This is a genomic window from Arthrobacter sp. Z4-13 (genome assembly GCF_054792705.1).
In genome coordinates this window covers 283779-309156 of record NZ_CP096458.1, presented here as the reverse complement: position 1 = coordinate 309156, position 25378 = coordinate 283779, and the positions used below count along the sequence as shown (strand labels likewise).

The following is a 25378-nucleotide window of genomic DNA, read 5'->3' as shown; positions in this document are numbered from 1 at the left end:
TAGCCAATATCGTCGAAATACCGGACTGCGTCTGACGGGATTTGGGATGAATCAAAGTAAGTTGGCTGGCTTTGCAGTGCGCGAGGCTGAAGAGCCGCCCCAGCAGTTTACAGTCGTTGGGATCGGTGGAATTGGTGAGGTCGCCGCTGGCGATGACCTCCTGGCGCTGATAGGGAACGCCGTCGAAGCGGAAATTTCCGCCGGGGACATCGTCGTAGTGACCAGCAAAGTAGTTTCAAAGGCCGAAGGACGTTCTCTGCAGGCAGAGAGCCGCGAAGATGCCATCACGGCCGAAACGGTGCGGCTGGTCGCGAGCAGACCACACCCCGGCGGTGTGACTCGGATTGTCCAGAACAGATTGGGACTGGTGCTCGCCGCCGCGGGCGTCGACGCGAGCAATACCCCTGACGGCACAGTGCTGCTCCTGCCGGAGGACCCGGATGCGTCAGCCCGGGCGCTGTGCGCGGGGTTGCGCCAGCGGTTCGGTTTCGACCTGGGGGTGATTATCACCGACACGCTGGGACGCCCATGGCGGCTGGGGCAGACCGATCTGGCCATCGGGGCCGCCGGATTGGCGGTAACCCATGATTTGCGCGGGACGCGTGATGATTTCCACAGGCGCATGGATGTCACCATCACCGCGGTGGCGGATGAAATAGCAGGTGCGGCGAACCTGGTGCTGGGCAAGACCTCTCGCCGGCCGGTCGCCGTGGTCCACGGCATGGACCACCTGATGCGGCCGCTGGAGGAACCCGGGGCGCGGACCCTGATCCGCCCTGCAGACGAGGACCTGTTCCGTCTAGGATCGGCAGAAGCGCATCTGGAAGGATTCCATGAGGGCTTCGCGGCAGGACAAAGGTCAGCCATTGAATCAGCAATTAGCGCAGAGGCCAGTGCTACCGCATGAGAGTAACGGTGCTGGCTGGTGGTGTGGGCGGGGCGCGGTTCCTACGGGGTCTGCGCCACCATCTGCGCCAGGTAATGCCCGATGGAATGGGCGGGACGACGGCGGAGATCACTGCGGTCATTAACACCGGCGATGACATGTGGCTGACGGGCCTGCGGGTCTGTCCCGATCTGGACTCGGTGATGTATGCCCTCGCGGGCGTCAATGATGAATCGCGTGGCTGGGGCCGGGACGGTGAAACGGAGCGCGTCAGTGCCGAGCTGGCAGCCTACGGCGTTGGCTGGCCGTGGTTCACGCTCGGTGATCTGGACCTGGGCACCCACATCACCCGCTCGCATCTGCTACGCGCCGGGCTGCCGTTGAGCCAGGTCACCCGGCGGCTGGCCTCCCGCTGGGACATCGGGATGGAGCTGCTACCCATGAGCGATGAAGAAGTGGAAACCCATGTGGCGCTGGACGGTCCCACTACCGGTGTACCGGAGATTGTGCACTTCGAGGAATGGTGGGTCCGGCACCGCGCCCAGCGCCCGGCCCGGGAATTTCTCCAGGCCGGGCTCTCAGAGGCAGCCCCGGCGCCGGGGGTGCTGGCGGCGATTTCCGGTGCCGATGCCGTCATCTTGGCCCCGTCGAATCCGGTGGTGTCCATCGGCACGATTCTGAATGTCCCCGGCATCCGGGAAGCCATCCAGGCGACACCGGCCCCGGTCCTGGGAATCTCACCCATTATTTCCGGTGCTGCCGTCCGGGGCATGGCGGACGCCTGCCTGGCCGCGATCGGTGTCAGGACCGGCGCGGATGCAGTGGCCCTGCACTATGGTGCCCGTTCCGCGGGCGGGATCCTGGATGCCTGGCTGATCGACAGCGCCGATGCGGAACTGTCCGATCTTATCGCCGGTGCGGGGGTCCGGCCGGTTGTTGTTCCGCTGTGGATGAACGACGTCCAGACCAGCGCGGATCTTTCCGCAACGGCCTTGGGAGCTGCTTCGACAGTGGCCACGACAGAGTCCCAGGCCGCCGACTCGCAATGACACCTCCGGACAAGGGCAATCAATCAAAGCAAGACTGCGCTGGTTCGGCGCACGCGGCATCGCCGGGCCTGCCGCTGTCGAACAACTGGATTAAAGCACTGCCCCGGAATCCGATTGACGGTTTATCCGCCAGTCGCATCCCCGACGATCTAGTGTCAGCAGACAGCCCTGCCCAAGCCCGCAGCGATGTGAACCCACCCGTATTCTCCTCACAGCATGGTTACGGCAGAACGGCGAGCAAGAGAACATCCCTGTCAATGCGGCCTGCTTTAAACCTGTTCATAGCTTTGAACCATGCCCGTCGAGCACGTGGCATTGTGATGGCTGGGCTGAAGCATTATTTGGGCTGTTCTTGTCCTGCGGAGCAGATCCTATCCCGCTACAACGCGGGGGTAGCGGCACATGACTGACGCCTGGACCATCGTCGTGCCGGTCAAGGGCACCGCGGCCGCGAAGTCCCGTCTCGGGGGTGGTCCCGGCTTGGCGCGCACGATCGCCCTCGACACGGTGGCTGCAGCGCTGCCGGTGGGACGGGTCGTCGTCGTCACCTCCGACGCCGCTGCGGCCGATTTCCGTGCTCTCGGCGCCGAGACAGTGCAGGATCCAGGCCGGGGGCTGTCCGCTGCCGTCCTTCACGGCATCGGAGTGGCGGGCTCTGGACGGGTCGCCGTGCTCCAGGGCGACCTGCCGGCTCTCGCGTCGGCTGAGCTCGAGGTCGCCCTGCGCCTCGCGTCAGCCGCGGAGATGGCGTTCGTCGCAGACTCAGCTGGAACCGGCACGACGTTGATCACCGCCCTCGACCCGGAGCGGCATCGCCCCGCCTTTGGCGAGGGTTCGCGTGCTGCGCACGGCGCCGCGGGTTACGTCGAGCTCGATCTCGACGAGACCTCGGGGCTGCGCTCGGACGTCGACACCTGGGCCGATCTCGAGCGGGTCGAGGGAAGGCTGGGACGGCGGACGGCGGAGGCGCTGGAGACGCTCAGGCAGTCTGCGCGCTGAGCAGGTAGTCGGCCGGGTCAAATCGGGCGAGCCGCTCACGGAACGCCGATGCGGTGTCCGGCCACAGAAGGGTCAGCCGCCGGCTCCGCTCATCGACGTACCAGCTGCGACAGCCGCCGGTGAGCCAGACGGTGGCCTCCGCCAGGCGGTCGATTTCGGCAACGTAGGCGGCCTGTCGCTCCGCCCGGACGTCAAAAACGGCTACCCCCCGGCGGCGCAAATACTCGAGGGACTCGAGAACGAACGCAATCTGAGACTCAATCATGTGCACGGCAGAGTTGTGGCCGAGGCTGGCGTTGGGTCCGTCGATGATGAAGAGATTCGGAAAGCCAGCCACGGTCGTGGAGTTGTGCGCCACCATCCCCTTCGACCAGACGGCGTCGAGGGTGCGGCCGTCGCGGCCTCGAATCCTGCGCGCGATCGGCGGCCGGGTCGAGCGGAATCCGGTCGCCGCGATGAGCACGTCTAGGTCATAGGCCGCTCCCGAGGCGGCCTCGACCCGGTTCCCCTCGACGCCAGCAACAGCCGACGGCTCGAGGCGCACCGACTCGCGCATCAGGGCCGGATAGTAGTCATCGGAGAGCACGACCCGCTTGCACCCGACCTCGTAGTCGGGCGTGAGTGCCCGACGGAGGGCGGGGTCGGGGATCTGCGCCTCGAGGTTCCGCCGCGCGCGGTCACGAAGCCCGGTGAGGTGACCAGTGGCGCCAAGCCTTGCTGCGAAACCGGCTTCGAAGTCCCAGAACATCCGGGCGCGGAGCCCGGCCAGGGAGTCGGGGTCGTCTAGCCAGCCGGTCTTCTCGACCTCGGTATAGGCTCGGTCCTCACGGGGAACGACGTACGGGGCGCTACGCTGGAAGAGAACGACCTCGTCGGCGACCGGGGCGATGCGCGGCAGGATCTGCACGGCCGACGCGCCGCTGCCGACGAGCCCGACACGCTTGCCTGCCAGGTTGAGATCGCGCGGCCATTCTGACGAGTGGATCAAGGTGCCCGCGAACGAGCCGAGCCCCGGCACTGCGGGCAGCCGCTTCTCGGAGAGCCGGCCCGTCGCCACGACCACCCAGCGGCAGCGGTAGCTGTCGCGCGTGGTGACGACCGTCCATGTCGCGGTGGTGTCGTCCCAGTCGAGTGCCAACACGTCGGACGAGAAGTGGAGATGCGGGAGGATGCCCTCCTCGCGGGCGGCCTCCTGCAGGTAGTCGAGGATCTCGGCGCCCGGGGCGAAGAAGCGGCTCCAGTTGGCGCGCGGCCGGAAGGAGAACGAGTAGAGCTGCGACGGGATGTCGCAGGCAACGCCCGGGTATACATTGTCGCGCCAGGTGCCGCCGACGTCGTCGCCGCGCTCCACCACGACGAACGACCGGTCACCGGATCGCGCGAGCCGGATCGCGGCGCCGAGCCCGGCAAAGCCGGCACCGATGATCACCGTGTCGATAAGAGCGGGAGCTGCGTCCGTGACGGCGATGTTCGTGGGGGCGGTCACGGAGAATAACGCGTCCGCGGGTAAAGCCTGGGTGTCGTTGGCCTCCGTCACGGCCGGGCTCGCGGGATCGTGGTGCCGGCCGGGTATCGCCGAGGCTCGCGCAGGAACGAGTCGATGAGATGCGCCTGCTCGGCGGGATGGCCAGCCTCGGCGAAGCACGCATAGGCGGTGATTAGCTCAGCCGCTGGTGACCCGGGCGGGGCGATGACGAGGACGGGGCAGCGGACATCCGGCGCAACCGGACCCAGCACGATAAGGGCTGAGACACGCATGTCAGCAGCGACGGGAGTCTCGCGGCCGGGCGCGACTAGCGCAAAGCGGTCGGGCAGTTCGTCCGGTGAGACGTCCGAGCCCGTTGTGAATACTTGTCGCCACCGCGCCAGCAGCGGCAGCGCAGCGACGAGGGTGGGATCCAGGCCGGCCGGGTCGGCGTCGATCACGACCGGCTCGAGGGACCTGCCGGGCAGACGCGCGACTCCCGTTTCGATTTCTTGCAGGCCGGTGCGATTCTCGGCGTGGACGAGCGTCACGCAAAATCCCCCTTGACCAGCGTGTAGCTTGTGGTGCGTTCCCGCGCCTCGCGACCGAGAGCGGCGGCGATCCGCTGGACGTCTTCCCGCGTTGCCTCACGGTATGCCTCCCCGCCAGCCTCTGGCCAGATGGCACCGTCGAGTAGCAGACCGCCGAAATCGTCCGCTCCACCAGCAAGTACGGCCCCGGCGCCGTGGAAGCCGAGCTTTGTCCAGGCCGCCTGCACATGGTCGATTCTGCCGTGCAGCATCAATCGCGCGACTGCATGGAGTGCCCGCGAGGTTTCGAGGCTCGGCCCTTCACCAGCCGCCACCCGCACCCTGGAGGATACGTCGAACGGCACATACGGCATCGCGATGAACTCCGAGAAGCCACCGGTTTCGTCCTGAATCCGGGTCAGCCGGCGCAGGTGCGCGACGATCTGGGCGGGCGTCTCGACATGACCGTAAACGATCGTCGCCGTCGATCGGAGGCCAGCCCGGTGAGCGGCCTTGATGGGCCGGATCCATTCGTCGACCGGCGGATCGGTGCCCTCGCTCAGCAGCGCGCGCACGCCGTCGTCCAAAATCCGGGCCCCGGTACCGGGAACGCTCGTCACACCTGCCTCCCGCAGTCCTTCGAGGAAGACCTCGACACTGACGCCCATCCTATGAGCCCCGTCGAGCACCTCCGTGGGGCGGTAGGCGTGGAGTGAGAGGTCGGGCCCGGCTGTGCGAATGACTCGAGCCAGGTCGAGGTAGGCCGTGCCCGGTAGCGGCTGGTCGATCGGGCCCTGGACGCAGATTTCGTTGGCGCCGAGGGTGATGGCTTCCTCGACGAGTCGCCGGACCATGGCGTCGGTGAGGCCCTTGCTGTAGAGCGACGAGTCGAGGTTGCGGTTGACGACGTAGGTCAGCGTGTCACCGACCGCTGCCGAGCGGACCTCGTCGGCCAGTGCCGTTACCGCGTCGAGGGCGTCGCCGCGGGCGGTAAGGAGGGAGATGTATTCAGCGTCCGTCAGGCCGGCCGGGTCGGTCGAAGCTCTGGTGAGTGCGGCGGCCACGGCGCGGTCGGCGGTAGGAACAGTGGTGGCAGCAATCCCAGCGACTGTGTCTGTAGGCCGGCAACGCGGCCCGCGCGCCGCCGGGGGCGCGGGCCTCACGCGGGTGCTCTCGGCGGCGAGCAGGGACACCGGATCAGCCAGAGCGGTGACGGCGGGCGCGACGCGCGGATCCAGCCACGTTTCTGGATCCTTCAGGTAGGCCGGGTGCGCCGTGAGCCGCTCGCGCAGGGTGAAGCCGGCGTGCGCCGTCAGCTTGGCGAGCGTCTGGATCTCGGGCCAGGGCCGTTCGGGGTTGACATGGTCGGGCGTGAGCGGGCTGACCCCGCCCCAGTCATCGATGCCTGCGCGCACGAGCAACAGGAGTTCGGTGAGATCGGTGAGGTTCGGCGGCGCCTGGATGGTGTGGTCGGGCCCCATGACAATCCGGGCGACTGCGACGGCGGCGGCATACTCCTCGAGAGCGAGGTCGGTCTCGTTCTGCATCGCGGTGCCCGGCTTCGCACGGAAGTTCTGGACGATGGTCTCCTGCACCTGGCCGTACCGCTCGTGCGACGCCCGGATGGCGAAGAGTGCCTCGGCGCGCTCGGCGTCGTTCTCGCCGATGCCGAGGAGGACTCCGGTGGTGAATGGGATCCGGGAGCGGCCGGCGTCGTCGATCACCCGCATCCGCAGAGCAGGATCCTTGTCCGGGGACCCGAAGTGCACTCCCCCGCGCTCGCTCCAGAGCCGCGTGGCCGTGGTCTCGAGCATCATGCCCATCGACGCGGCGACCGGGCGGAGCCGCTGCAGCTCGGCGAACGACATGACGCCGGGGTTGAGATGCGGCAGAAGGCCGGTCTCAGTGAGCACGAGTTCGGCCATCGCGCCGATGTAGTCGAGGGTGGAGGCGTAGCCGTGGTCGTGGAGCCACTGCCGCGCGACCGGCCAGCGGTTCTCGGGGCGGTCGCCGAGCGTGAAGAGCGCCTCCTTGCAGCCGAGCGCTGCCCCCTCGCGAGCGATGCGAAGGATCTCTTCCGGCGGCAGGTAGGTGGGGATCCCTTTTTTCAGCAGGCCGCCTGGCGTCTCGACGAAGACGCAGTAGTGACAGCGGTCCTGGCATAGCTGCGTAACGGGGAGGAACACCTTCTTCGAATACGTGATGATGCCCGCGCGAGAGGCGCGCGCAAGGCCCTCGTCGCGGAGCCGCGACGAAACGGTCAGCAACCGGTCGAGGTTCTCGCCTCGAGCTCCGAAGAGCGCCGTGGCTCCGGCAAGGTCCGTCTCACCCGTGTCTTCAAGACGAGCGAGAGCATGAGTGAGGGGGGCAGGATTCAGAACGGACGGCTTAGACATGAAGTTCCTTCAAAACGATGGCTGCGCTGGTCTCGCGACGTACCTGCGCGTGTTGCCCGGTCTTGCCTGTCGCGCTCAAACCAATCTGCGCGTACTGGCCCGCCCGGGCGGCGCGTTCGGAAGCCATCACCCCATGAGCGGTGGTGGGCTGGACCGAAGCCCGGCCGATCGCCCGGGTGGTCACTTTCACCTCGGACACCGTTCGTCCACGTGATCGGGGCATTACCATTGCCACTGGCATGTCCGTCGCTGCCATGTCCTAACTCTTATTCAGTTAGGCCGCTGATACGCACGCCAGAGCGGATCTTGTACCGTTTGTTGATGCTGATCAGGACAGCTGTCAACGGTTCCAGCTGGCGGGCAAGCCGCAGGTCTCCGGCATCGATACCTGGGCGTCCGGTAACGGTGGCCGCCAGCTCGATGGCTACGGCTTTCGCCTCAGGGTCATCGCCACAGACGAGGACATCCTCATGATCAAGCAGGTCAGCCGACGCCCACAGATTCGGCGCGGACAGGTGGTGGAAGGCCCCAACGACAGTTGCATTGGGCGCCAGACGAGCTGCCTCCTCAGCTGCACTTTCCGAAACATCCAGCCCGTAGGGTCCCCGCTGATCGAAACCCAAGGGATTGACACAGCTGATGAGGACCTTGCCGGCGAGATTCTCGGCGAGGGAGGCGACAAGCTCCGCGTGGCCCTTGTAAGGGACGGCCAGCAGAACGACGTCGACGCCCTGCAGCGCAGCGTTATTCTCCGCGGCACCAACGACGCCAACGCCGCCAACGCCCTGAAGTTTGGCGTTGACGGCGGCCGCCGCCTCCTCGGCGCGCCCGGCTGCGCGGGAACCAAGTACCACGGTGTGCCCTGCGTGGGCGAAGCGGTAGGCCAAGGCCTTGCCCTGCGGTCCGGATCCGCCAACTACTGCAATCTTGAACGTCCCCATGATGCTCCTAACTAAGTCACTAAAGGGTTTTACTTGGAATGGAAAATGCAACCCCGGGACGGCACTACTCTGGCGGCTACCCGGTGGCGGCGGTCACAGGAACGAAAGGGGCATCAGTCCATGAGATGGTACATAAGCAGCTCGTGCCTGTGGTGGAGCAGCGACTCCTGCCGGTAGTGAAGACCGAGCCAGGGGGATGCGTAAGGTTCATCGATGTTAATCGCTTGCCGGGGTGGTGCTTCCTCTGCACAGAGAGGTGCATCCGGCGACTTTGAGACCGGTGTCTTCTGTGCAAAGCCTTTGGGAAGAACGTAGCGTGGGCGCATGTTCCCTCTTATCTCGTTTAGAAGGCTTGTTAGTTTCTTTGACAGGCGCTGTCAGCAAGACACCGACCCATGGCGCCGGTCGGACCACTGATGTTCGCGGTGTCCTTATCGATCGTACGCTATAGACAGACAGACTCTGATCACGGGTGAGAGTCCTGCGCGCAACGTCGGCTGCGGACCTACGAAGCCGCCATCGACGGTCACGGTAGGCCCGCAGGCGACGCAGGCCGGGCTGGATCAGTCGGTGACCTTCCACAGCTTCTTGAACTGCTCCTGGTAGTCCGCTGGGTAGACGGGCACGGTGTCGCTGTCGCCGATGTTGTCGGGAGTCAGCACGGACAGCGGGCTGGACTGACCCATGACCGGCTTCCCGGTGTCGATGGTCCGCAGCGCAGTGTCGAGGATGACCCAGGCTGACATCTCGGTGGGAAGGCCGATCCAGAACTCGTCGGAACCTGCCTTCAGCGAAGCCACGTTCGTCTTGCCCGGGAGTGCTCCTCCGATCTGCGGATCAAGACCAGCCTGCTTCAGTGCCGGAGCGACGCCTGCGGTCAGGTCGCCGAGATGGAAGTAGGCGAAGTTGATCTTCGGATCGGCCTGCAGCTTGGAGATGACGGCGTTCGTCGCGGCCGGGGCAAGGAGGTCCCCGATCGGGATCTCGGTGTACGAGATGGTGCAGTCGGGGCACTCCTTCTTTAGCGTCGCACTCATCGCCTTCGCCTGATCCTGCTGCGGGGGGGAGGGGATGCTGATCGCTGCCACGTGCGCGTCACAGTTGGTGGATCGCAGGATGGAGTACGCGGCCAGCTCCCCCATGCCCGCCCAGAAGGTGCCGCCGAGCGACGTGGCACTAAAGCCTGGCAGAGACTGCGGCTCGTCCGTGATAGATCCGATCATGAACAGCTCTCCCGCGTCCTTGGCAGCCTGGATCGGTGCCTGCAGCACGGACGGCGGGATGCCGTCGTGGGCGACCACGTCGCCGGCCTTCGAGCTCTTGATGGCGTCCAGTGCCTTGCGGTTGGCATCTTCGACCGAGCCGTCGTAGGTCGGGCCCTTGCCGACCCATCCAACCGCTGAAGCAGCATCAATCAGTTTTTTGTTCAGCTCGAGCGAGATCGACGTGTTGGCGGGTGAGATACGAGTGATGGTCACACCCTTCTCCGGTGTCTTGCTCAACGGAGTCAGCTCGGAGGGCAGAGTCTTGGGCAGGTCTCCGCCCCGCGCCTCGAAGTACTTCTCGGCTGCATCAACGCACTTCTGCTGGCTGGTTGAGAGCTCACGGTCGCCCGCGCCGCCACTGCTGCCCGAGTCTGCTGAGCTGCACGCGGACGCGGCCAGGATCGTGGAGCTCAGTGTCACGCCGAGCAGCAGGCGACGCAACGTCTGTTGGGATCGGTTCGAGGTCATGTGCATTCCTTCTCTGAAGCGCCGACTGCATACCCTACGACGGGATATGGTCCGGCTCCAACGGTCGAGTTACGGTTGTGAACTGGTATTGAGTATTGGATGTAACGAGCGCTAAGTCAATAGTCAATCGTGAGGGGCATCACGTGCAACGAGAAGGGACGGCGCCTCCAACACTCGATCGCCGACGGGCCCCAAGGATTCTCCGCCGACCCATGGAGGCGGTCGGACCACTGATGTTCGCGGTGTCCTTATCGATCGTCGCTATAGACAGACAGACTCTGATCACGGGTGAGAGTCCTGCGCGCAACGTCGGCTGCGGACCTACGAAGCCGCCATCGACGGTCACGGTAGGCCCGCAGGCGACGCAGGCCGGGCTGGATCAGTCGGTGACCTTCCACAGCTTCTTGAACTGCTCCTGGTAGTCCGCTGGGTAGACGGGCACGGTGTCGCTGTCGCCGATGTTGTCGGGAGTCAGCACGGACAGCGGGCTGTACTGACCCATGACCGGCTTCCCGGTGTCGATGGTCCGCAGCGCAGTGTCGAGGATGACCCAGGCTGACATCTCGGTGGGAAGGCCGATCCAGAACTCGTCGGCACCTGCCTTCAGCGAAGCCACGTTCGTCTTGTTCGGGAGTGCTCCTCCGATCTGCGGATCAAGACCAGCCTGCTTCAGTGCCGGAGCGACGCCTGCGGTCAGGTCGCCGATAACGAAGTAGGCGAAGTTGATCTTCGGATCGGACTGCAGCTTGGAGATGACGGCGTTCGTCGCGGCCGGGGCACCGATGTCCCCGAGCGGAATCTCGGTGTACGAGATGGTGCAGTCGGGGCACTCCTTCTTTAGCGTCGCACTCATCGCCTTCGCCTGATCCTGCTGTGCGGGGGAGGGGATGCTGATCGCTGCCACGTGCGCGTCACAGTTGGTGGATCGCAGGATGGAGTACGCGGTCAGCTCCCCCATGCCCGCCCAGAAGGTGCCGCCGAGCGACGTGGCACTAAAGCCTGGCAGAGACTGCGGCTCGTCCGTGATAGATCCGAGCATGAACAGCTCTCCCGCGTCCTTGGCAGCCTGGATCGGTGCCTGCAGCACGGACGGCGGGATGCCGTCGTGGGCGACCACATCGCCGGCCTTCGAGCTCTTGATGGCGTCCAGTGCCTTGCGGTTGGCATCTTCGACCGAGCCGTCGTAGGTCGGGCCCTTGCCGACCCATCCAACCGCTGAAGCAGCATCAATCAGTTTTTTGTTCAGCTCGAGCGAGATTGGCGTGTTGGCGGGTGAGATACGAGTGATGGTCACACCCTTCTCCGGTGTCTTGCTCAACGGAGTCAGCTCGGAGGGCAGAGTCTTGGGCAGGTCTCCGCCCCGCGCCTCGAAGTACTTCTCGGCTGCATCAACGCACTTCTGCTGGCTGGTTGAGAGCTCACGGTCGCCCGCGCCGCCACTGCTGCCCGAGTCTGCTGAGCTGCACGCGGACGCGGCCAGGATCGTGGAGCTCAGTGTCACGCCGAGCAGCAGGCGACGCAACGTCTGTTGGGATCGGTTCGAGGTCATGTGCATTCCTTCTCTGAAGCGCCGACTGCATGCCCTACGACGGGATATGGTCCGGCTCCAACGGTCGAGTTACGTTTATGAACTGGTACGAGTATCGGAACGAGCGCTAAGCCAACAGTCAATCGTGACGGGCCTCACATGATCTGTGAGCTATGGAAAATCTGATCGAGGGGCGAGGGTCTTGTATCAACGCCGGCTGGGGGCCTATGCAGCCGCCATCGACGGTCACGGTAGGCCCGCAGGCGACGCAGGCCGGGCTGGATCAGTCGGTGACCTTCCACAGCTTCTTGAACTGCTCCTGGTAGTCCGCTGGGTAGACGGGCACGGTGTCGCTGTCGCCGATGTTGTCGGGAGTCAGCACGGACAGCGGGCTGGACTGACCCATGACCGGCTTCCCGGTGTCGATGGTCCGCAGCGCAGTGTCGAGGGTGACCCAGGCTGTCATCTCGGTGGGAAGGCCGATCCAGAACTCGTCGGAACCTGCCTTCAGCGAAGCCACGTTCGTCTTGTTCGGGAGTGCTCCTCCGATCTGCGGATCAAGACCAGCCTGTTTCAGTGCCGGAGCGATGCCTGCGGTCAGGTCGCCGAGATGGAAGTAGGCGAAGTTGATCTTCGGATCGGCCTGCAGCTTGGAGATGACGGCGTTCGTCGCGGCCGGGGCACCGATGTCCCCGGTCGGAATCTCGGTGTACGAGATGGTGCAGTCGGGGCACTCCTTCTTTAGCGTCGCACTCATCGCCTTCGCCTGATCCTGCTGCGGGGGGGAGGGGATGCTGATCGCTGCCACGTGCGCGTCGCAGTTGGTGGATCGCATGATGGAGTACGCGGCCAGCTCCCCCATGCCCGCAAAGAAGGTGCCGCTGAGCGACGTGGCACTAAAGCCTGGCAGAGACTGCGGCTCGTCGGTGATAGATCCGATCATGAACAGCTCTCCCGCGTCCTTGGCAGCCTGGATCGGTGCCTGCAGCACGGACGGCGGGATGCCGTCGTGGGCGACCACGTCGCCGGCCTTCGAGCTCTTGATGGCGTCCAGTGCCTTGCGGTTGGCATCTTCGACCGAGCCGTCGTAGGTCGGGCCCTTGCCGACCCATCCAACCGCTGAAGCGGCATCAATCAGTTTTTTGTTCAGCTCGAGCGAGATTGGCGTGTTGGCGGGTGAGATGCGAGTGATGGTCACACCCTTCTCCGGTGTCTTGCTCAACGGAGTCAGCTCGGAGGGCAGAGTCTTGGGCAGGTCTCCGCCCCGCGCCTCGAAGTACTTCTCGGCTGCATCAACGCACTTCTGCTGGCTGGTTGAGAGCTCACGGTCGCCCGCGCCGCCACTGCTGCCCGAGTCTGCTGAGCTGCACGCGGACGCGGCCAGGATCGTGGAGCTCAGTGTCACGCCGAGCAGCAGGCGACGCAACGTCTGTTGGGATCGGTTCAAGGTCATGTGCATTCCTTCTCTGAAGCGCCGACTGCATGCCCTACGACAGGATATGGTCCGGCTCCAACGGTCGAGTTACGTTTATGAACTGGTACGAGTATTCGATGTAACGAGCGCTACGTCAATAATCAATCGTGACAAACCTCACATGACATGTAATTGAAGGGGGTGAACACCTCTTCGCCAGCAAATTGGGGGCCCCTGCGCGTCAACCCTTGCGGCGGCACGATGTACAGGCTAGCGTGATATGACTACTTAGCGCTCGCTAGTCGAAATCGCTCGATGGCGAGCACGGTCGACCGCAGTTGACCGCAGTTACACACCGCCGCGCACGCCGAATGAATTGGAGCACGTCATGCCTCGCTTGGACCACGAAGAGCTCGAGCAGTTCCTGAATGAACACTCTGTTGCCCGATTGGCATCGATCACCGAAGATGGGTCGCCGTACGTCGTCCCGTTGGTGTTCGGTTACACCGGATCCGCCATCCTCGTGGCGTCGAGAGGTAAGTCGGTCTGGTACGACCACCTCGTTCGGGACCCGCGAGTGGCCGTCGCCATCGACGAGTTCGAGCCCCCGGGACGCCGAGTCATCATAAAAGACGTCAAGGCGGAGCTACTCTTCGAGCCCGGGCACGAGCAGGAATGGATCGAGACGAAGCGGAAGATCGAGACGAAGGCGCAGTTCTCGATGCTGTCGCCGGAGGTTTCTCGTGGTGAGATCACCAAGGACGAGGCCTGGAAGTTGGGCGCAGAACGAGCCGACTACTACCTCGATTCGATCAAGCAGGTGCCGTACGCATTGTGGTCCATCCCCTTCGAGTACCCCTCGCCCACTGTGGTCACATGGAAGCCGCTCACGAAGGACGGTGACCTGACCGGTATGTGGTCTGAGAAGTACGGCAAGATCACCAAACCCGAGACGAGCACGGGTGAGGTCATGAAGGGCTGGATGGATAAGGAGTGATATCGGGTCTGCTACCCGGGGTGGGGGCTCAACGCGCGCCTCGCCCGTCTGACTAAGGGCGAGCCGGCGAGTGACGCTACGGCGATCAATGTCGCCGCCGGGAAGCAGCCTCAGAGCCCGAGACCGCCTGCTCCAGGGTCAAGAGATCGGACCCCGTCGCGCCCGATCCGACCGTGTAGGCAGAGACCAGGATAGCGGTGCCAGCTACACCGCCCAGCTGTTGCACCGAACGCTGCGCTGCCGTGGCGTTGAGTCCCGGCAGGTTGATGACACGGGGATTGATTTGACGCAATAAGAGGACCTCCGGGTGTTGTGCGGTGCTTGTCGAGGGCGAACATAAACCAGGAGGTCCTCGCGTCCCCCCGTAACGCGTTTTTGGCTCATGCGGGGCGTCTGCAGCTGGCCCCGTGCATCATGGTTGATGGCTGGCCTTTGCGCGTTCTGCGGAGAGATTCGCTGTCTCTGTACCGACCGTGGCGCGCTAGTCCCACCGCGCCACCTAGCGTGAGCTGGATGAGGCTGGGCTGGAGGACCGAGGAGACGACCGCTGACCTGCTCGCACCGGACCCGGATTCGCACCGAGCGGCGCGTGCTGGGACTGCGCGTGAACGGCCGGCTGAGGCCCCGCCCGGATCTCGCACTACGTGCACGTAACCGTCTCCACGGTCCACGCATCCTGACCCGCTAACTGTGTCCCCCGCTGCGCTTCACCGACCCGTCCACAGGGGACCGCGCACGCCGGTTCGAATATGTTTAGCCCGGCGAAATAATTCATGTGGACATCAAGGAACCGGAAGCATCCCCAACGGGAGGACCGCGTTCACGACCGCGTCCAGGGCGAATCGAACTCCCGGGCCCGGAACCTCGCCGAAGGCACCTTCCTGCATCAGGCAGTGGATGACCGTTCCCGGTTCGTGTACTCCGAGATCCTGCCGGACGAAACAAAGGAAACCCTGTCGGCGTTCATGCGCAACGCCATCACCGCCCGGGGCATCAAAATCCAGAGGGTGCTGACCGATAACAGCCCTGCTACCGCTCCCGCGCCTTTGCCCGTATCCTGGCCGAATTCGGGATCAAGCACAAACGCACCAGACCTGGCCGCCCTCAAACCAACGGTAGATTCGAACGCTTCAATCACGTCCTGCAAGAGGAATGGGAGGTCCGGGCGGATCAGGTGCGCGTGGAGGTCCTCGGTGATGAACCGTTCGAACTCGCGGCCGGCTAAACCTTTGTCCCCGAGGATGACCTGCCCGGCGCGGATGAGGTGGTGGTCGTGTTCGAGCAGGGCCTGGGTGACCTCGCGTTCACCGATCTTCGGATTAGCCGGTCCCCAGATCATCGGCATGCCCTCGGGGGTGCTGATCAGGTAGAGACGCAGGCCCCAGAAGAACCGGGAGTGGGAGGCGCAGTAGCCGTAGCCGGCGTGTCCGGACAGGTCGGGGCGTTTGACGGTTTCCCGGGACATGCCGCACGGCACGGGGGTGGAATCGACCAGACGCAGGACCTCGTGCCAGGACGGGGTGTCCCGTGCCAGGGCGGTGATGGTTGCTGCGATCACCGGGCCCGCGGCCCGGAGTCGCTTGTTGTAGCCGGATTGGTGCGGGATCCCGGGGAACATCCCGGACAGGTGGATCCGCGAGTATCTGATCCACCTGGTCTCGGAGGAGAAGCCGAGCAGGTGCTGTGCCACGGCCAGGCAGAGCAGCTCGGCGTCGCTCAGAACAGGTTTGCGGCCCGGCCGCCGGTCCCTGGACACACCAAGCTCCGGCAACACCTGGTCATCCAAATAGACGTAAAGTGTGGTCAGGAGAGTGTTTAGTTGAGTGTTCACAAACCCGGCTTAACACTCTCCGCCCTACTTTAAAAGCTCCCGCGCCCACAACAGCAATAGGACTTACTCATCTAGACGTTGCCGGGCGGGAACTCGCCGGCGAGCTGCCCCCCGTCGGCGATGAACTCCGCTCCGGTGCAGAAGCTGGACTCGTCGCTAGCCAGGAACAGGACCAAGTTGGCAAGCTCCAGCGGCTCTCCCAGTCGAGCGATCGGAATGCCACTCTGATCGATGTCGTGCCCGTCCGTCATGGGAGTGCGGATATTGCCGGGGTGGACCGAGTTGGACCGGATGTTGTACTTGCCCAGATCGATAGCGGTGGCCTTGGTTAGCCCGCGCATCCCGAACTTCGCGGCCGTGTACCCGGCGAATGACCCCATGCCCATGAGTCCTGCCGTGGACGAGATATTCACGATCGACCCCATCCCCGATTCCTTGAGCGCAGGGATGGCCGCTTTGATGCCGTAGAAGGTGCCGGTCAGGTTGATCCCGATGACTTGGTGCCACTGCTCCGCGGTGTACTCGTCGATGGTGCCGAAGTTCGCGATGCCGGCGTTGTTGACCAGGACGTCGAGGCGGCCAAAATCGGTCGTGGCGAGATCAACCGCAGCGTCCCAGTCCTCTGGCCTCGTCACGTCGAGGTGGATGAATCGCACGTTCGCGCCCAGCTCACTCGCCGTGGCCTCGCCCTCGGCGTCGAGGACGTCACCGATGACGACCTGGGCTCCTTCCTCGACAAGGCGTTGCGCGAATGCGGCACCCATCCCACGGGCTCCGCCCGAGACAAGTGCGACTTTGCCGCTGACACGACCCATGATCTTCCATCTCCTTCATGCCCCTCTGGGCTTCGACGTGATGACTTCGTTCTTCGTGTTGGTGGCGACGGGCGCATCTCGCGCGCGCCGTCGACGAGGTGCTCAGACGCCGGGCCCGGGCAGGCTCTCGCTCACGTGTACAGGGCCCGATTGAGTCGCACCAGGTAATCGGCACCCGGATTGGTCCTGCCGTCGCCGATGCGTTCCATAATCGCCGCGACCGCGATGTCGCGGCGCTTCGGTGAACGATCGGCCTCGGCGGCGGCGAGTGCTCCCGGCATCTCGGCGAGGGTCAGGTCCGTGCAGTAGCAGGGGGTGCCGGGCTGCTGGCGCCATGAGTTCGCGAGAGGGCCCGCGTCGTAGGCGTCAAACCCCGTGTCGTCGACCAGAGCCATGGCGATGGCACGCTCGCTGTCCGAGTCACCCGCAACGGGGATGGCGATCCGGTCAGGGGCGCCCTTCGGCCGGTGCAAGCGCGCGAGGGAGTCCGAACCGATCGCATTCCACGCCTTGACGAGTGGGCGATCCAGCTGCTCGACCGCCCACAGGCTCTCGACTTTCCCGCCGTTGATCTCCTCCACACCGCCGTCCCGCGACGGGTAGTAGTTCGACGTGTCGATCAGGACAGTTGAGGAGGGGAGGTCGCTCACGAGCGGTGCCATGAGCGGGAGTCGATCGAACGGGACCGAGAGGATCAGCACGTCGACGTCGACCGCCGCCTCGGCGGCCCACACAGCCTGTGCGCCTGTGGCCAGGACGGCGGTGTCGACGGTCTTGGGGTCCTTCGAGTTTGCGACTTTGACCGTGTGGCCGGCACCGCTGAGCCTGGTAGCCAACGTTGTGCCGATGTGACCGACTCCCAGGATTCCGATGTTCACGTGTTGCTCTCCTTTATAAGTACGAGTAGGACGAGGGGCGGAGGTGCCCGGCGCATCTCACCGCCGCTCTCACCACGCAGGATGCCAGACCACCTGAAGCGATACGACTCAGACAAGGCTCTTAACCATCGACTGCAGAGATGGTCTAGCCGAAGACCTGCTCACCCTGCGGGTGCGTGCGTCCATGTCTGCCTCTGCGCGCCTGCAGTCCTCGACGAAGTGCCCGCTTCTCAGTCTGACTGTTTGGCGGGATGATCTCAGGACCAGTTTGCCTGTCCTGCGCGTAGCGCGCCAATACTTTTTGCGGAGCGCATTCTTGCACGGCTCGTCATGAATCGTCATGAATCGCCATCGATCGCTGCTTTTGCCTCAGAGACAAAGCGTTCGCCTCGAGTGCATCTAGGTGGTCAACATTCATCCGCTCCTCGCTGCCGATGCGTGGACCGGGAAAAAACTTAGGTGTGCGAGCACCACTGCTCACGTAATTTAGCGGTCGCGAGACAACCTGATCTCCCTTGGCCAGTCAGTGCACCTAGAGGTCCAAGACCAGTCGATCGCTCAGGCAGCGTGACACGCAGATCATCATGCAATCATTCGCGCTTTGCTCGTCCTCGTCGAGGATCGAGTCGCGGTGCTCCGGTGCCCCCTCTAGAACAGGGGTCTCGCAGGTTCCGCAGGTTCCAACACGACACGACCACAAGACGTGGACGCCGGCTTCTTCCACCATCTCGAGAACGCTGCGCTCGGGCGGGACGTTGAGGGTGATCCCGGTCTTTCGAAGCTCGACCTCGAAAGATTCTGCCCGGGCTGGCTCCTTGAGGGGTTTCGCCGTGAACCGCTCGAGGTGCAAGCTGCCGGCGGCCCAGCTGGCGCACCGCTGCTCGACCGCATCGAGGAGCGGTCCTGGGCCGCAGCAGTAGACCTTGGTGTCGGCCTGGGGCGACCCGAGCAGACCATCCAGATCGATTAGACCCTTTTCGTCTTGCGGCCACAGCGCGACCCGGTCCCCGTAGGGCGCGAGCTCGTCCACGAAAGCCATCGACGACAATTGACGGCCTCCATAGATCAGACGCCAGTTCGCGCCCGCCCTCTCGGCTTCGGCGATCATAGGAAGTATGGGGGTAATCCCGATGCCCCCGGCGATGAACAGGTAGTGCTCCGAGGGCAACAGGCTGAAGTGATTGCGAGGACCCCGAACTCGGATCGGCGAACCGTCCACTAGATTCTCATGGAGGTACCGCGACCCACCGCTCCCCTGTGGCTCGTGGAGAACGCCGATGCGCCATCGTCGATCATCCGACGGATCTCCGCACAGGGAGTACTGGCGAGGCCCAATACCCGGGACCAGCACATCGATGTGAGCGCCAGGCTGCCACGGGGGAAGGTTCGCGCCATGCGCCTCTCTCAGCGTGATTGTGGCGACGTCTCCGGCGGGATCTGCCCGTTTCTCCACCACCATATCGAACTCTGCTTCTTTGACCTCAGCCGTCAACGTCCCGGTCTGCACATCGAGCTGAACGAGATGTGTCATTCTTGCCTTCCTCTATTCACGATCGAGCCCCTCAAGGGAGCCGTCTGAACGGTATTGATATTCTCTCGGTCGGGGAATAACAAAGATGCGACGCGTGTCTCGACGTCCCACTCATCCCAACCACACCCTGGGACTTATCTTTGCAGGCGTCCCTCCATACAGGAGCCGCAATCACAACAGGCTCGTCGTCCCACTACCGAGCTCTTCACCTCCCGCTGGCTTGAAAAGGCGCAATACTGCTGCTGGTCACGACGCCACTAGTCGCGGACCGTGCTCACGAAGTGCACCGATACGCATCCGAGCGGTCTCAAACATGTCGTTGCTACTCCTGTCCACATTGCGCGCCACATCGTCCTCAGTAAACGAGTACTCCTCGACTCGCTCAAGCAGTCGCTGCACCGTCGCCGCTACCACGGCCATGACCACATGGGAGCCGAGGCAGTTGTGGACGCCGGCCCCGAAGGAGAGGTGCTGATACCCCCGCCGCTCAGGATCGAACTCGTCGGGGTTGTCGAACTTGGCCGGATCGGCATTGGCCGCCGCTATGTGCAAAAGGAGCCGATCGCCCTTTCTGACGCGAATTCCGGCGAGCTCGACGTCGCGTGTAGCAGTACGTGCCGTCGTCATGGCCGGGTTGAAGCTGCGCATTCCCTCCACGAGGAAGTCGGGAATTCGATCCGGGTTGGTGCGGAGCTGCTCGCGCAGCTCAGGCCGGTCAGCCAGATAGAGCATGGTGTGCGCCGTTAGGGATTGTGGGTTCTCTAAGGCGGCCATCAATATCTGCATGACGATGCCTTGAACCTCGTCGTCTGAGAACTGTCCGTCCTGCAGGAGAATCGAAATCACGTCGTCACGCGGGTCCTTCTTTCGCGCCTGCACGACCTCGTTTACGGACTCGAGGGCCTCTGGCAACGACATCACCACATGGTCGAAATCATCGGTCCCCGAGGTGTCACGGGTGAGCTCGGTCGGGCCGACCAAAGCGCGGAAGATCGCTGCCGGATCCTCGAGCTCAAGTCCCACCATCGTGGTGACAACTCCCGCCACGATCGACATGCTCACGTCGTGGACGATGTCGAACTCACCTTTCGGCAAGAACCGATCTAGCACACCGTCTACGTGTGACATGATCATGTCGCTCTTCGCCGCCACACGACGCTTGGAGAAGGGCCTGGCCAATGCGGCCCGCGGGGCATCATGGCGCTCCCCATCGACGAAGAAGAACATGCCCGGAGTCTCGCCCATCTCCCGGATCCCCTCAGGCTGCGGGATCATGGGACCGAACTGATCGGCGCCATCTACGGGGTTCATGGTGAAGGTCTCGGGATCCAGCATCACTGCCTGGGTCGTATCGTAGTCAGTGACGACCCAAAACCCGCCATAGTTCTCGGTCCACACCGGGCCTTCGGCACGGAGCTGCTTGTTGATCTCCCGATAGTTCTGTCCATACTCGGCCGTGTGATGGTCGAACGGGCAGACCTTACGCCCGTCTGCCCGCGTCTCAATTCTCACGTGCACGTGTCCTCCTCGTAGATGATGCCGACCTGGGGTTCTGCGCGATACCCTTACTGCGCGAAGGGCGAAGATATAACGTAGATCACACAACCTACAGTATAGCGAACGCTACGTCAACCTCTCGGTTGCGCTAGCCGGTTTCAATCCCCTCAAGACGGCGGAGAGGCTATCGGTCCGACTGCCTGGCCATGCGCAAGAGTGGTCCACGCCGGCCGACCTCCTGCGGCTGCGCTGAAGATTCTGCGGTCAGGCTCCACCGGCTCTCGATACTTAAGATGGATTCGATGCCCGTGCGCTGGAGACAGTGCTCGAAACCATCGAGGATCAACTCGGTCGGCTCTAACGGTTCTTCTGTTGCCCTATCCAGTACCAAGGAACCGACGAGCTGAGCGGTTGCTCCCACAGCCTGTTCCAAGGCAGCGTCCCACTTCCTTGGAACTGGAACACCTATTGTGTCCGGGCGCCAAGGGCCCGTGCACGTCGCACCGGTCTCGCGATTCCTGCCGAAGATGAGTGCGATGGCCACCTTCTGCCGTTGCTGCTCGCGTTCGCTGGGGCTCCACCCGCTGGCGCTGCTCTTGTGGGGGTGGGGGGAGGCTCCCGGTCGGCTGCCATGGTGGCTTTTGGACTCGCAGAGGCTTCTCGGTGGGCGTAGCGAAGCATCGCGCCAGGACGCCCCTCTTCTCAGATAGTTCCCAATTCGCATTGTGTCCTCCCCTGAAGACTTGGACCCTCACGCTAGTGGCAATGTTGAGAATAGAAGGTGGCGATGTAGCCCCGAGTCGTTGAAATAGACTGACTCCTATTCTTCTCCGCCTGTTCTGGCGGAGAAAGCGCGTTCACTGCGCCCCGACGTCGACGAAGACAAGAGGAAACACAATGAATAGGACCTATGTGGTCACCGGAGCCGCATCCGGGATTGGCAAGGCCACCGCAGAACGACTCCAAGCTGATGGATACAACGTCATCGGCGTCGACATCAAGGACGCAGATGTCATCGCGAATCTCAGCACTAACGACGGGCGCACCGCGATGGCGCGTGAGGTCGAGGAACGATCCGGCGGGAAGATCGACGGCATCATTGCTGTAGCTGGACTCGGTGCGGCCAGCTCTGTCACGGTCGCAGTGAACTACTTCGGCGCCAAGGCCACACTGGAAGGGCTTCGACCCTTCCTCTCCGGCTCGGATGCTCCGCGGGCGGTGGTCGTGGCATCGTTCGCCGTTGTCGAAGAGGTTGAAGAAAGCCTCTACGAACTCCTCCTCGCTGATGACGAGTCAGGAGCTTTGGCCGAGACGGAACGCCTCGGTGCCGCGAAAAATACTATGGGCGGCAGTGCCGCCTACATCGCGTCCAAGAAGGCCATCGCCCATTGGGTGCGCACCCACGCCAAAGACCCCGAATGGGCAGGTGCCGGAATTGCACTGAACGTCGTCGCTCCCGGTATCATCGCTACGCCCATGACGGCAGAGGTGTTGCAGACGCCTGAGGGCCGTGCTTCGCTCGAGGCGGGAGTGCCGTCGCCTCTGAACGGACCAGCAGCACCGCCTGCCGCCCCCGCGGCGCTCCTTGCCTGGCTTACCAGCGCGGAAAACACCCACGTCACCGGTCAAATCATCTTCATCGATGGCGGGGCGGAGAGCATGCGTCGCCCGGAACTCATCTGATCGTCATCACGCGGGCAGGAGGTGGCAACGCGCCTCCGCTCGCCTCCGCAGCGAACTGAGCCGCGCGCACCGAACGGCCATTCCCTATAGAAACTGCCGACCAGTAAGGACCCGTCACTGCCTTATCAGACTCCGATGCGCACTGAGATGACTTTTAACCGTGCAACGCCCGCAAACACGTCGAATGGAGACTTCTGCTCGACACCCTTGTAGAAATTCGCCTTAACGGTCGTGTCACCAGGACAGGCTTCGTTGAAGACGTAATGCCTGACGCCTCCGCGCTTTGGATCGCCGGCGACCGTAACGGCCGCGACAGATGTTTGAAGTGTCTGAGGGCCACGAGGTTTGGGTCACACCACAGCAACTGTCCGGGGAACTCAGCTACCGGATGCCCACGAAGCAGATGTTCGAAACAATCACCCCACACGCGTGAATGATTCCGACGGCTTGGCTAGACCCTACCGGTCTTACGGCACCGACGTCGGGAAACTTGCGCAGCAATCGGTGGTGAGCCCGAGATACGAGGCATCTTAGAAAGGTAGGTGATACTCCCGTGCACGGAGGCCATCTTGCGCTGCGCGTCTCTCGCAACTATGTATCGGCATCGCAGTTCCTTGCTTCCAGAGTAGTCATCGCGGCCGGGTACTTGACCGGGTCTTCATGGACAAGGCCTCCGGCAGAGACACTGCCATGTCATGGCACATGAGCTGCCGCGGTTCGGCGCAGCGGGGACACGATCGTTGTGCACAGCATGCACCGGCTGTCGTGTAGGCCAAAGGGACGACATTGCATCTGCAAAAGCAACGCGGCGCTACAAAGGGTGCAAAGGGCGGGAACAGGCCTTTACACGGGAACGGGCAGCGGAGCTGGTCCAGATAGCAAACAACGGAGTATCAAAGGGCGCTTGACCCAGGTCTACGCGGAATTAGCAGGGAGACGGTACGAGGCAAAGCCAAGCCTAGGGCCCCGCACCGTCCTCATATGGCCAGACCCGCTGTGAATCAGACCGCGCCTGCATCGTCCTTTGGTGGGTTCCTGGTCAGGTTCCCATTCCCAGGTGTGCTCCGCCTGCAACATCGAGGGATACGCCGGTGATGTAGCGGTTGTCCGGGTCGGCGAGGAAAAGGATCGCGCGGGCGACTTCGTCTGGTTCGGCGAACCGGCGCATGGGAAGTTGCGCGGCGCGCTTGGCCCGGTTGGCGGCTGCATCCGGCCCGAGTCCTTCGCGAATTGTGCCCACATGGGAGTGTTTACTGGGCCGGGCGCGATGGCGTTGACCGAGATGCCGTTGGGGCCTAGCAGCTCGGCGAAGGACCACATGATGTGGAGCACTGCGAGTTTGCTTGCGTTGTAGGGTAGGTAGTTGAGGCGGGCTTCTTTGGCTGCAACGGAGGAGAGGATCACGATGGCACCTGGAGTTCCGGTCCCAATCATTGATTGTGCGGTTTCCCGGACCATGGAGAACGTGCCGGAACCGTTGATCCGCATGATGGAGTCGAATTCTTCGGTCGTTGTTTTCATGATGTCCGGCGTGGCACCCAGGACTCCAGCTGCATGGACGAGAGCGTCGATGCGCCCGTACCGGGTTGTGACGTCACGGACGACTGTGGCGCATTGTTCTTCGGAGGTGACGTCGAGCGGGAAGAAGCCGGCCAGGTCCTGGCCCTCCTTCGGGCCGCGGTCGGCACCTATGACGATGGCCCCTTCGGCTGTGAGTGCGTCGACGACTGCATCACCGATTCCGCCGCTTGATCCGGTCACCAGAACGACTTGGTCTTTAAGGCTCATCTGATAACTCCGCTTGTCCGTTGCTGCCCAGCGGCTGGCTGGTGGGCTGCTCGTTTCATCTTTTCCAGGTCCTTACTTGAGGTGTTTCAAAGGGTGTGCCATCGCCCCGGGCGCGGCTGCTGCAGTGGGCGTCGCTAAGTGCCCTGATCTGCTGCTGCACCGTTGAAGCCCGGGTTGTCCCCGCTCCAGAGGCGCACGTGCCCGTGCTGACTAGCTGTTCCCGCTGGTGGCGTGGCCGGCCCATTGCCGGCCGGCTTGTTCTTCTGTCGGCAGGCCTGAGGCGGCGAGGATCCGGTCGAGCAGCCGCTGGGTATGGACGGCTTCCCGGCAGGAGGTCAGTGGCTGGGCCCTGTCGGCGACCCGGCCCAGGAAATGGTGGACTGCTGCTGAGAAGCCGAGAGTGTCGGTGGCGGTAGCCCAGCCGTACGCCTCGGCGCTGAGCTCCCGTGAGGTGGTGACTCCCCTGTCTGTGGTCGAGACGGTTTCGGGTGTCCGGACTTCCACGGTCTTGCCGTCGCCGTAGGCGTCGAATTTTTCGTTCCAGGCACCGGCTGTCCGGGCTGCCATGAGCACGCCGGTGTTGCCCGTGCTGAAGCGGATCATGGCTGCGACGCCGTCTTCTTCCCAGGGGTCGTCACCGGTGCGTGTGCGGCCACGTCGACCGATCAGAGTCGTCACCAATCCCGGCCGGCGTGATCAGCAAGCAGGGTTTGCCCCCAAGGCAGGTGACGAAATGTCCGTTATCAGCCCGTAAGACGTGGCTGGCATGGCCAATAACCGCCGTACCATGAAATTGCTAACACTGCCACGGAGGAGCCATGCAGGATCTTGTAGGTCGGATACAGCTGATCGATCCAGAGGCGAGCGATACTTTGCGTGTTGTCTCGTACTTCGACTCATTGATCGCGGCCGGGGGCGGAACTGGCGCGCTGATCAGAGCAGCTGCCAACCTCAGCGGTGTCACCGTTGGGTTTCGCTCCTCAAGGACCGCTGCTCGCGCAGGTGCCGACGGGCGAGCGTTGTCTTTTCCCCCTGATTTTGCCATGGACGCCACTTGGCCTTCTCAGGAGTTTGGCACCCACGCGATTGCCTGGCTTGAGCGAACAATCCACCATGCCAACGACGCCATCATTCTGGAACGCCTGGCTATTGGACTTACGATTAGGACCGCCACGCCATCGACCAGCTCGTCGGCCGCGGTCGAGACCGCGGTTAGTTCCGTAGCGACTTGGCCCCAGCGGCGGGCGGCGCTGTCCACGCTCGGCTTACTCGAACGCCCCGCGCTTCGAATTGCGGCGCTGCCCGCGCATGGCTCCGTACCCGGGAGATTCCCCTCCGCGGTGGTCGCGGGACCGTATGGTCTGGCACTTTGCGCCATCGTCGGGCCAGCGCGCCACTCCTTCGATTCGGGAGGGGC

General features: G+C 63.7%; 17 protein-coding genes and 3 pseudogenes. 5 read left to right on the top strand and 15 right to left on the bottom strand.

The annotated features are described in order from the left end of the window. The first annotated feature begins 46 nt into the window (after positions 1–46). The 3 genes from cofE to cofC all read left to right on the top strand — a co-directional run bounded on the left by cofE (position 47) and on the right by cofC (position 2934). Positions 47–907: a coenzyme F420-0:L-glutamate ligase gene (gene cofE / locus M1E07_RS01495; protein WP_461186637.1), complete on the top strand. Its 861-nt coding sequence runs from the start codon at positions 47–49 to the stop codon at positions 905–907. Then, on the top strand, positions 904–1935 hold the full coding sequence (gene cofD / locus M1E07_RS01490; RefSeq protein WP_461186636.1) for a 2-phospho-L-lactate transferase: 1032 nt from the start codon (positions 904–906) through the stop codon (positions 1933–1935). Before cofE ends, cofD begins: the two co-directional genes overlap by 4 nt. 402 nt (positions 1936–2337) lie before the next feature. Continuing rightward, positions 2338–2934 carry a 2-phospho-L-lactate guanylyltransferase gene (cofC, locus tag M1E07_RS01485; protein WP_461186635.1) on the top strand — a complete coding sequence of 199 codons (597 nt, stop codon included), beginning with the start codon at positions 2338–2340 and terminating at the stop codon, positions 2932–2934. Here cofC and M1E07_RS01480 read toward each other — a convergent pair. From M1E07_RS01480 to M1E07_RS01445, 8 genes are all read right to left on the bottom strand, one after another. Further along, positions 2915–4420, bottom strand: a complete 1506-nt coding sequence (locus M1E07_RS01480) for a flavin-containing monooxygenase (RefSeq protein WP_461186634.1) — start codon at positions 4418–4420, stop codon at positions 2915–2917. The genes cofC and M1E07_RS01480 overlap by 20 nt on opposite strands. Positions 4421–4467: 47 nt before the next feature. After that, on the bottom strand, positions 4468–4860 hold the full coding sequence (locus M1E07_RS01475; protein ID WP_461186633.1) for a hypothetical protein: 393 nt from the start codon (positions 4858–4860) through the stop codon (positions 4468–4470). Between the two features lie 86 nt (positions 4861–4946). Beyond that, positions 4947–7325 carry a 7,8-didemethyl-8-hydroxy-5-deazariboflavin synthase CofG gene (cofG, locus tag M1E07_RS01470; protein ID WP_461186632.1) on the bottom strand — a complete coding sequence of 793 codons (2379 nt, stop codon included), beginning with the start codon at positions 7323–7325 and terminating at the stop codon, positions 4947–4949. Then, positions 7318–7581, bottom strand: a complete 264-nt coding sequence (locus tag M1E07_RS01465; protein WP_461186631.1) for a hypothetical protein — start codon at positions 7579–7581, stop codon at positions 7318–7320. Before M1E07_RS01465 ends, cofG begins: the two co-directional genes overlap by 8 nt. A 10-nt stretch (positions 7582–7591) precedes the next feature. Continuing rightward, a complete protein-coding gene (npdG, locus tag M1E07_RS01460; protein WP_461186630.1) occupies positions 7592–8266 on the bottom strand; it encodes an NADPH-dependent F420 reductase in 675 nt (224 codons plus the stop codon). A 563-nt stretch (positions 8267–8829) separates the two neighbouring features. Beyond that, on the bottom strand, positions 8830–9999 hold the full coding sequence (locus M1E07_RS01455) for a sugar ABC transporter substrate-binding protein (RefSeq protein WP_461186629.1): 1170 nt from the start codon (positions 9997–9999) through the stop codon (positions 8830–8832). Positions 10000–10378: 379 nt separating this feature from the next. Further along, positions 10379–11548, bottom strand: coding sequence for a sugar ABC transporter substrate-binding protein (locus tag M1E07_RS01450; protein WP_461186628.1), 1170 nt, complete (start codon positions 11546–11548; stop codon positions 10379–10381). 262 nt (positions 11549–11810) lie between these two features. Beyond that, complete coding sequence (locus tag M1E07_RS01445; protein ID WP_461186627.1) at positions 11811–12980, bottom strand: sugar ABC transporter substrate-binding protein; 1170 nt, start codon at positions 12978–12980, stop codon at positions 11811–11813. Positions 12981–13338: 358 nt separating this feature from the next. Between M1E07_RS01445 and M1E07_RS01440 the strand changes: the two genes are divergently transcribed. Then, on the top strand, positions 13339–13938 hold the full coding sequence (locus tag M1E07_RS01440) for a pyridoxamine 5'-phosphate oxidase family protein (RefSeq protein WP_461186626.1): 600 nt from the start codon (positions 13339–13341) through the stop codon (positions 13936–13938). A gap of 1159 nt (positions 13939–15097) precedes the next feature. Here M1E07_RS01440 and M1E07_RS01435 read toward each other — a convergent pair. From M1E07_RS01435 to M1E07_RS01415, 5 genes and pseudogenes are all read right to left on the bottom strand, one after another. Next, a pseudogene (locus tag M1E07_RS01435) lies at positions 15098–15769 on the bottom strand (IS982 family transposase); the annotation flags it as partial. 71 nt (positions 15770–15840) lie between these two features. Next, positions 15841–16587 (bottom strand): glucose 1-dehydrogenase, encoded by a 747-nt coding sequence (locus M1E07_RS01430; RefSeq protein ID WP_461175329.1) that lies wholly within the window; start codon positions 16585–16587, stop codon positions 15841–15843. A gap of 128 nt (positions 16588–16715) precedes the next feature. Continuing rightward, the gene (locus tag M1E07_RS01425; RefSeq protein ID WP_461186625.1) at positions 16716–17462 is read right to left on the bottom strand and encodes an NADPH-dependent F420 reductase; all 747 of its coding nucleotides are present in this window, start codon (positions 17460–17462) and stop codon (positions 16716–16718) included. Positions 17463–17994: 532 nt separating this feature from the next. Beyond that, positions 17995–18993: a PDR/VanB family oxidoreductase gene (locus M1E07_RS01420; protein WP_461186624.1), complete on the bottom strand. Its 999-nt coding sequence runs from the start codon at positions 18991–18993 to the stop codon at positions 17995–17997. Between the two features lie 246 nt (positions 18994–19239). Further along, positions 19240–20505 carry a cytochrome P450 gene (locus M1E07_RS01415; protein ID WP_461186623.1) on the bottom strand — a complete coding sequence of 422 codons (1266 nt, stop codon included), beginning with the start codon at positions 20503–20505 and terminating at the stop codon, positions 19240–19242. Between the two features lie 882 nt (positions 20506–21387). Here M1E07_RS01415 and M1E07_RS01410 point away from each other — a divergent pair. Then, positions 21388–22173: an SDR family oxidoreductase gene (locus M1E07_RS01410; RefSeq protein WP_461186622.1), complete on the top strand. Its 786-nt coding sequence runs from the start codon at positions 21388–21390 to the stop codon at positions 22171–22173. A 1039-nt stretch (positions 22174–23212) separates the two neighbouring features. On the opposite strand, the pseudogene M1E07_RS01405 reads toward M1E07_RS01410, so the two are convergent. Together M1E07_RS01405 and M1E07_RS01400 are read right to left on the bottom strand one after the other, a co-directional pair. Next, positions 23213–23961: pseudogene (locus M1E07_RS01405) on the bottom strand (SDR family NAD(P)-dependent oxidoreductase). Between the two features lie 210 nt (positions 23962–24171). Continuing rightward, a pseudogene (locus M1E07_RS01400) lies at positions 24172–24623 on the bottom strand (Gfo/Idh/MocA family protein); the annotation flags it as partial. Positions 24624–25378 lie beyond the last annotated feature (755 nt).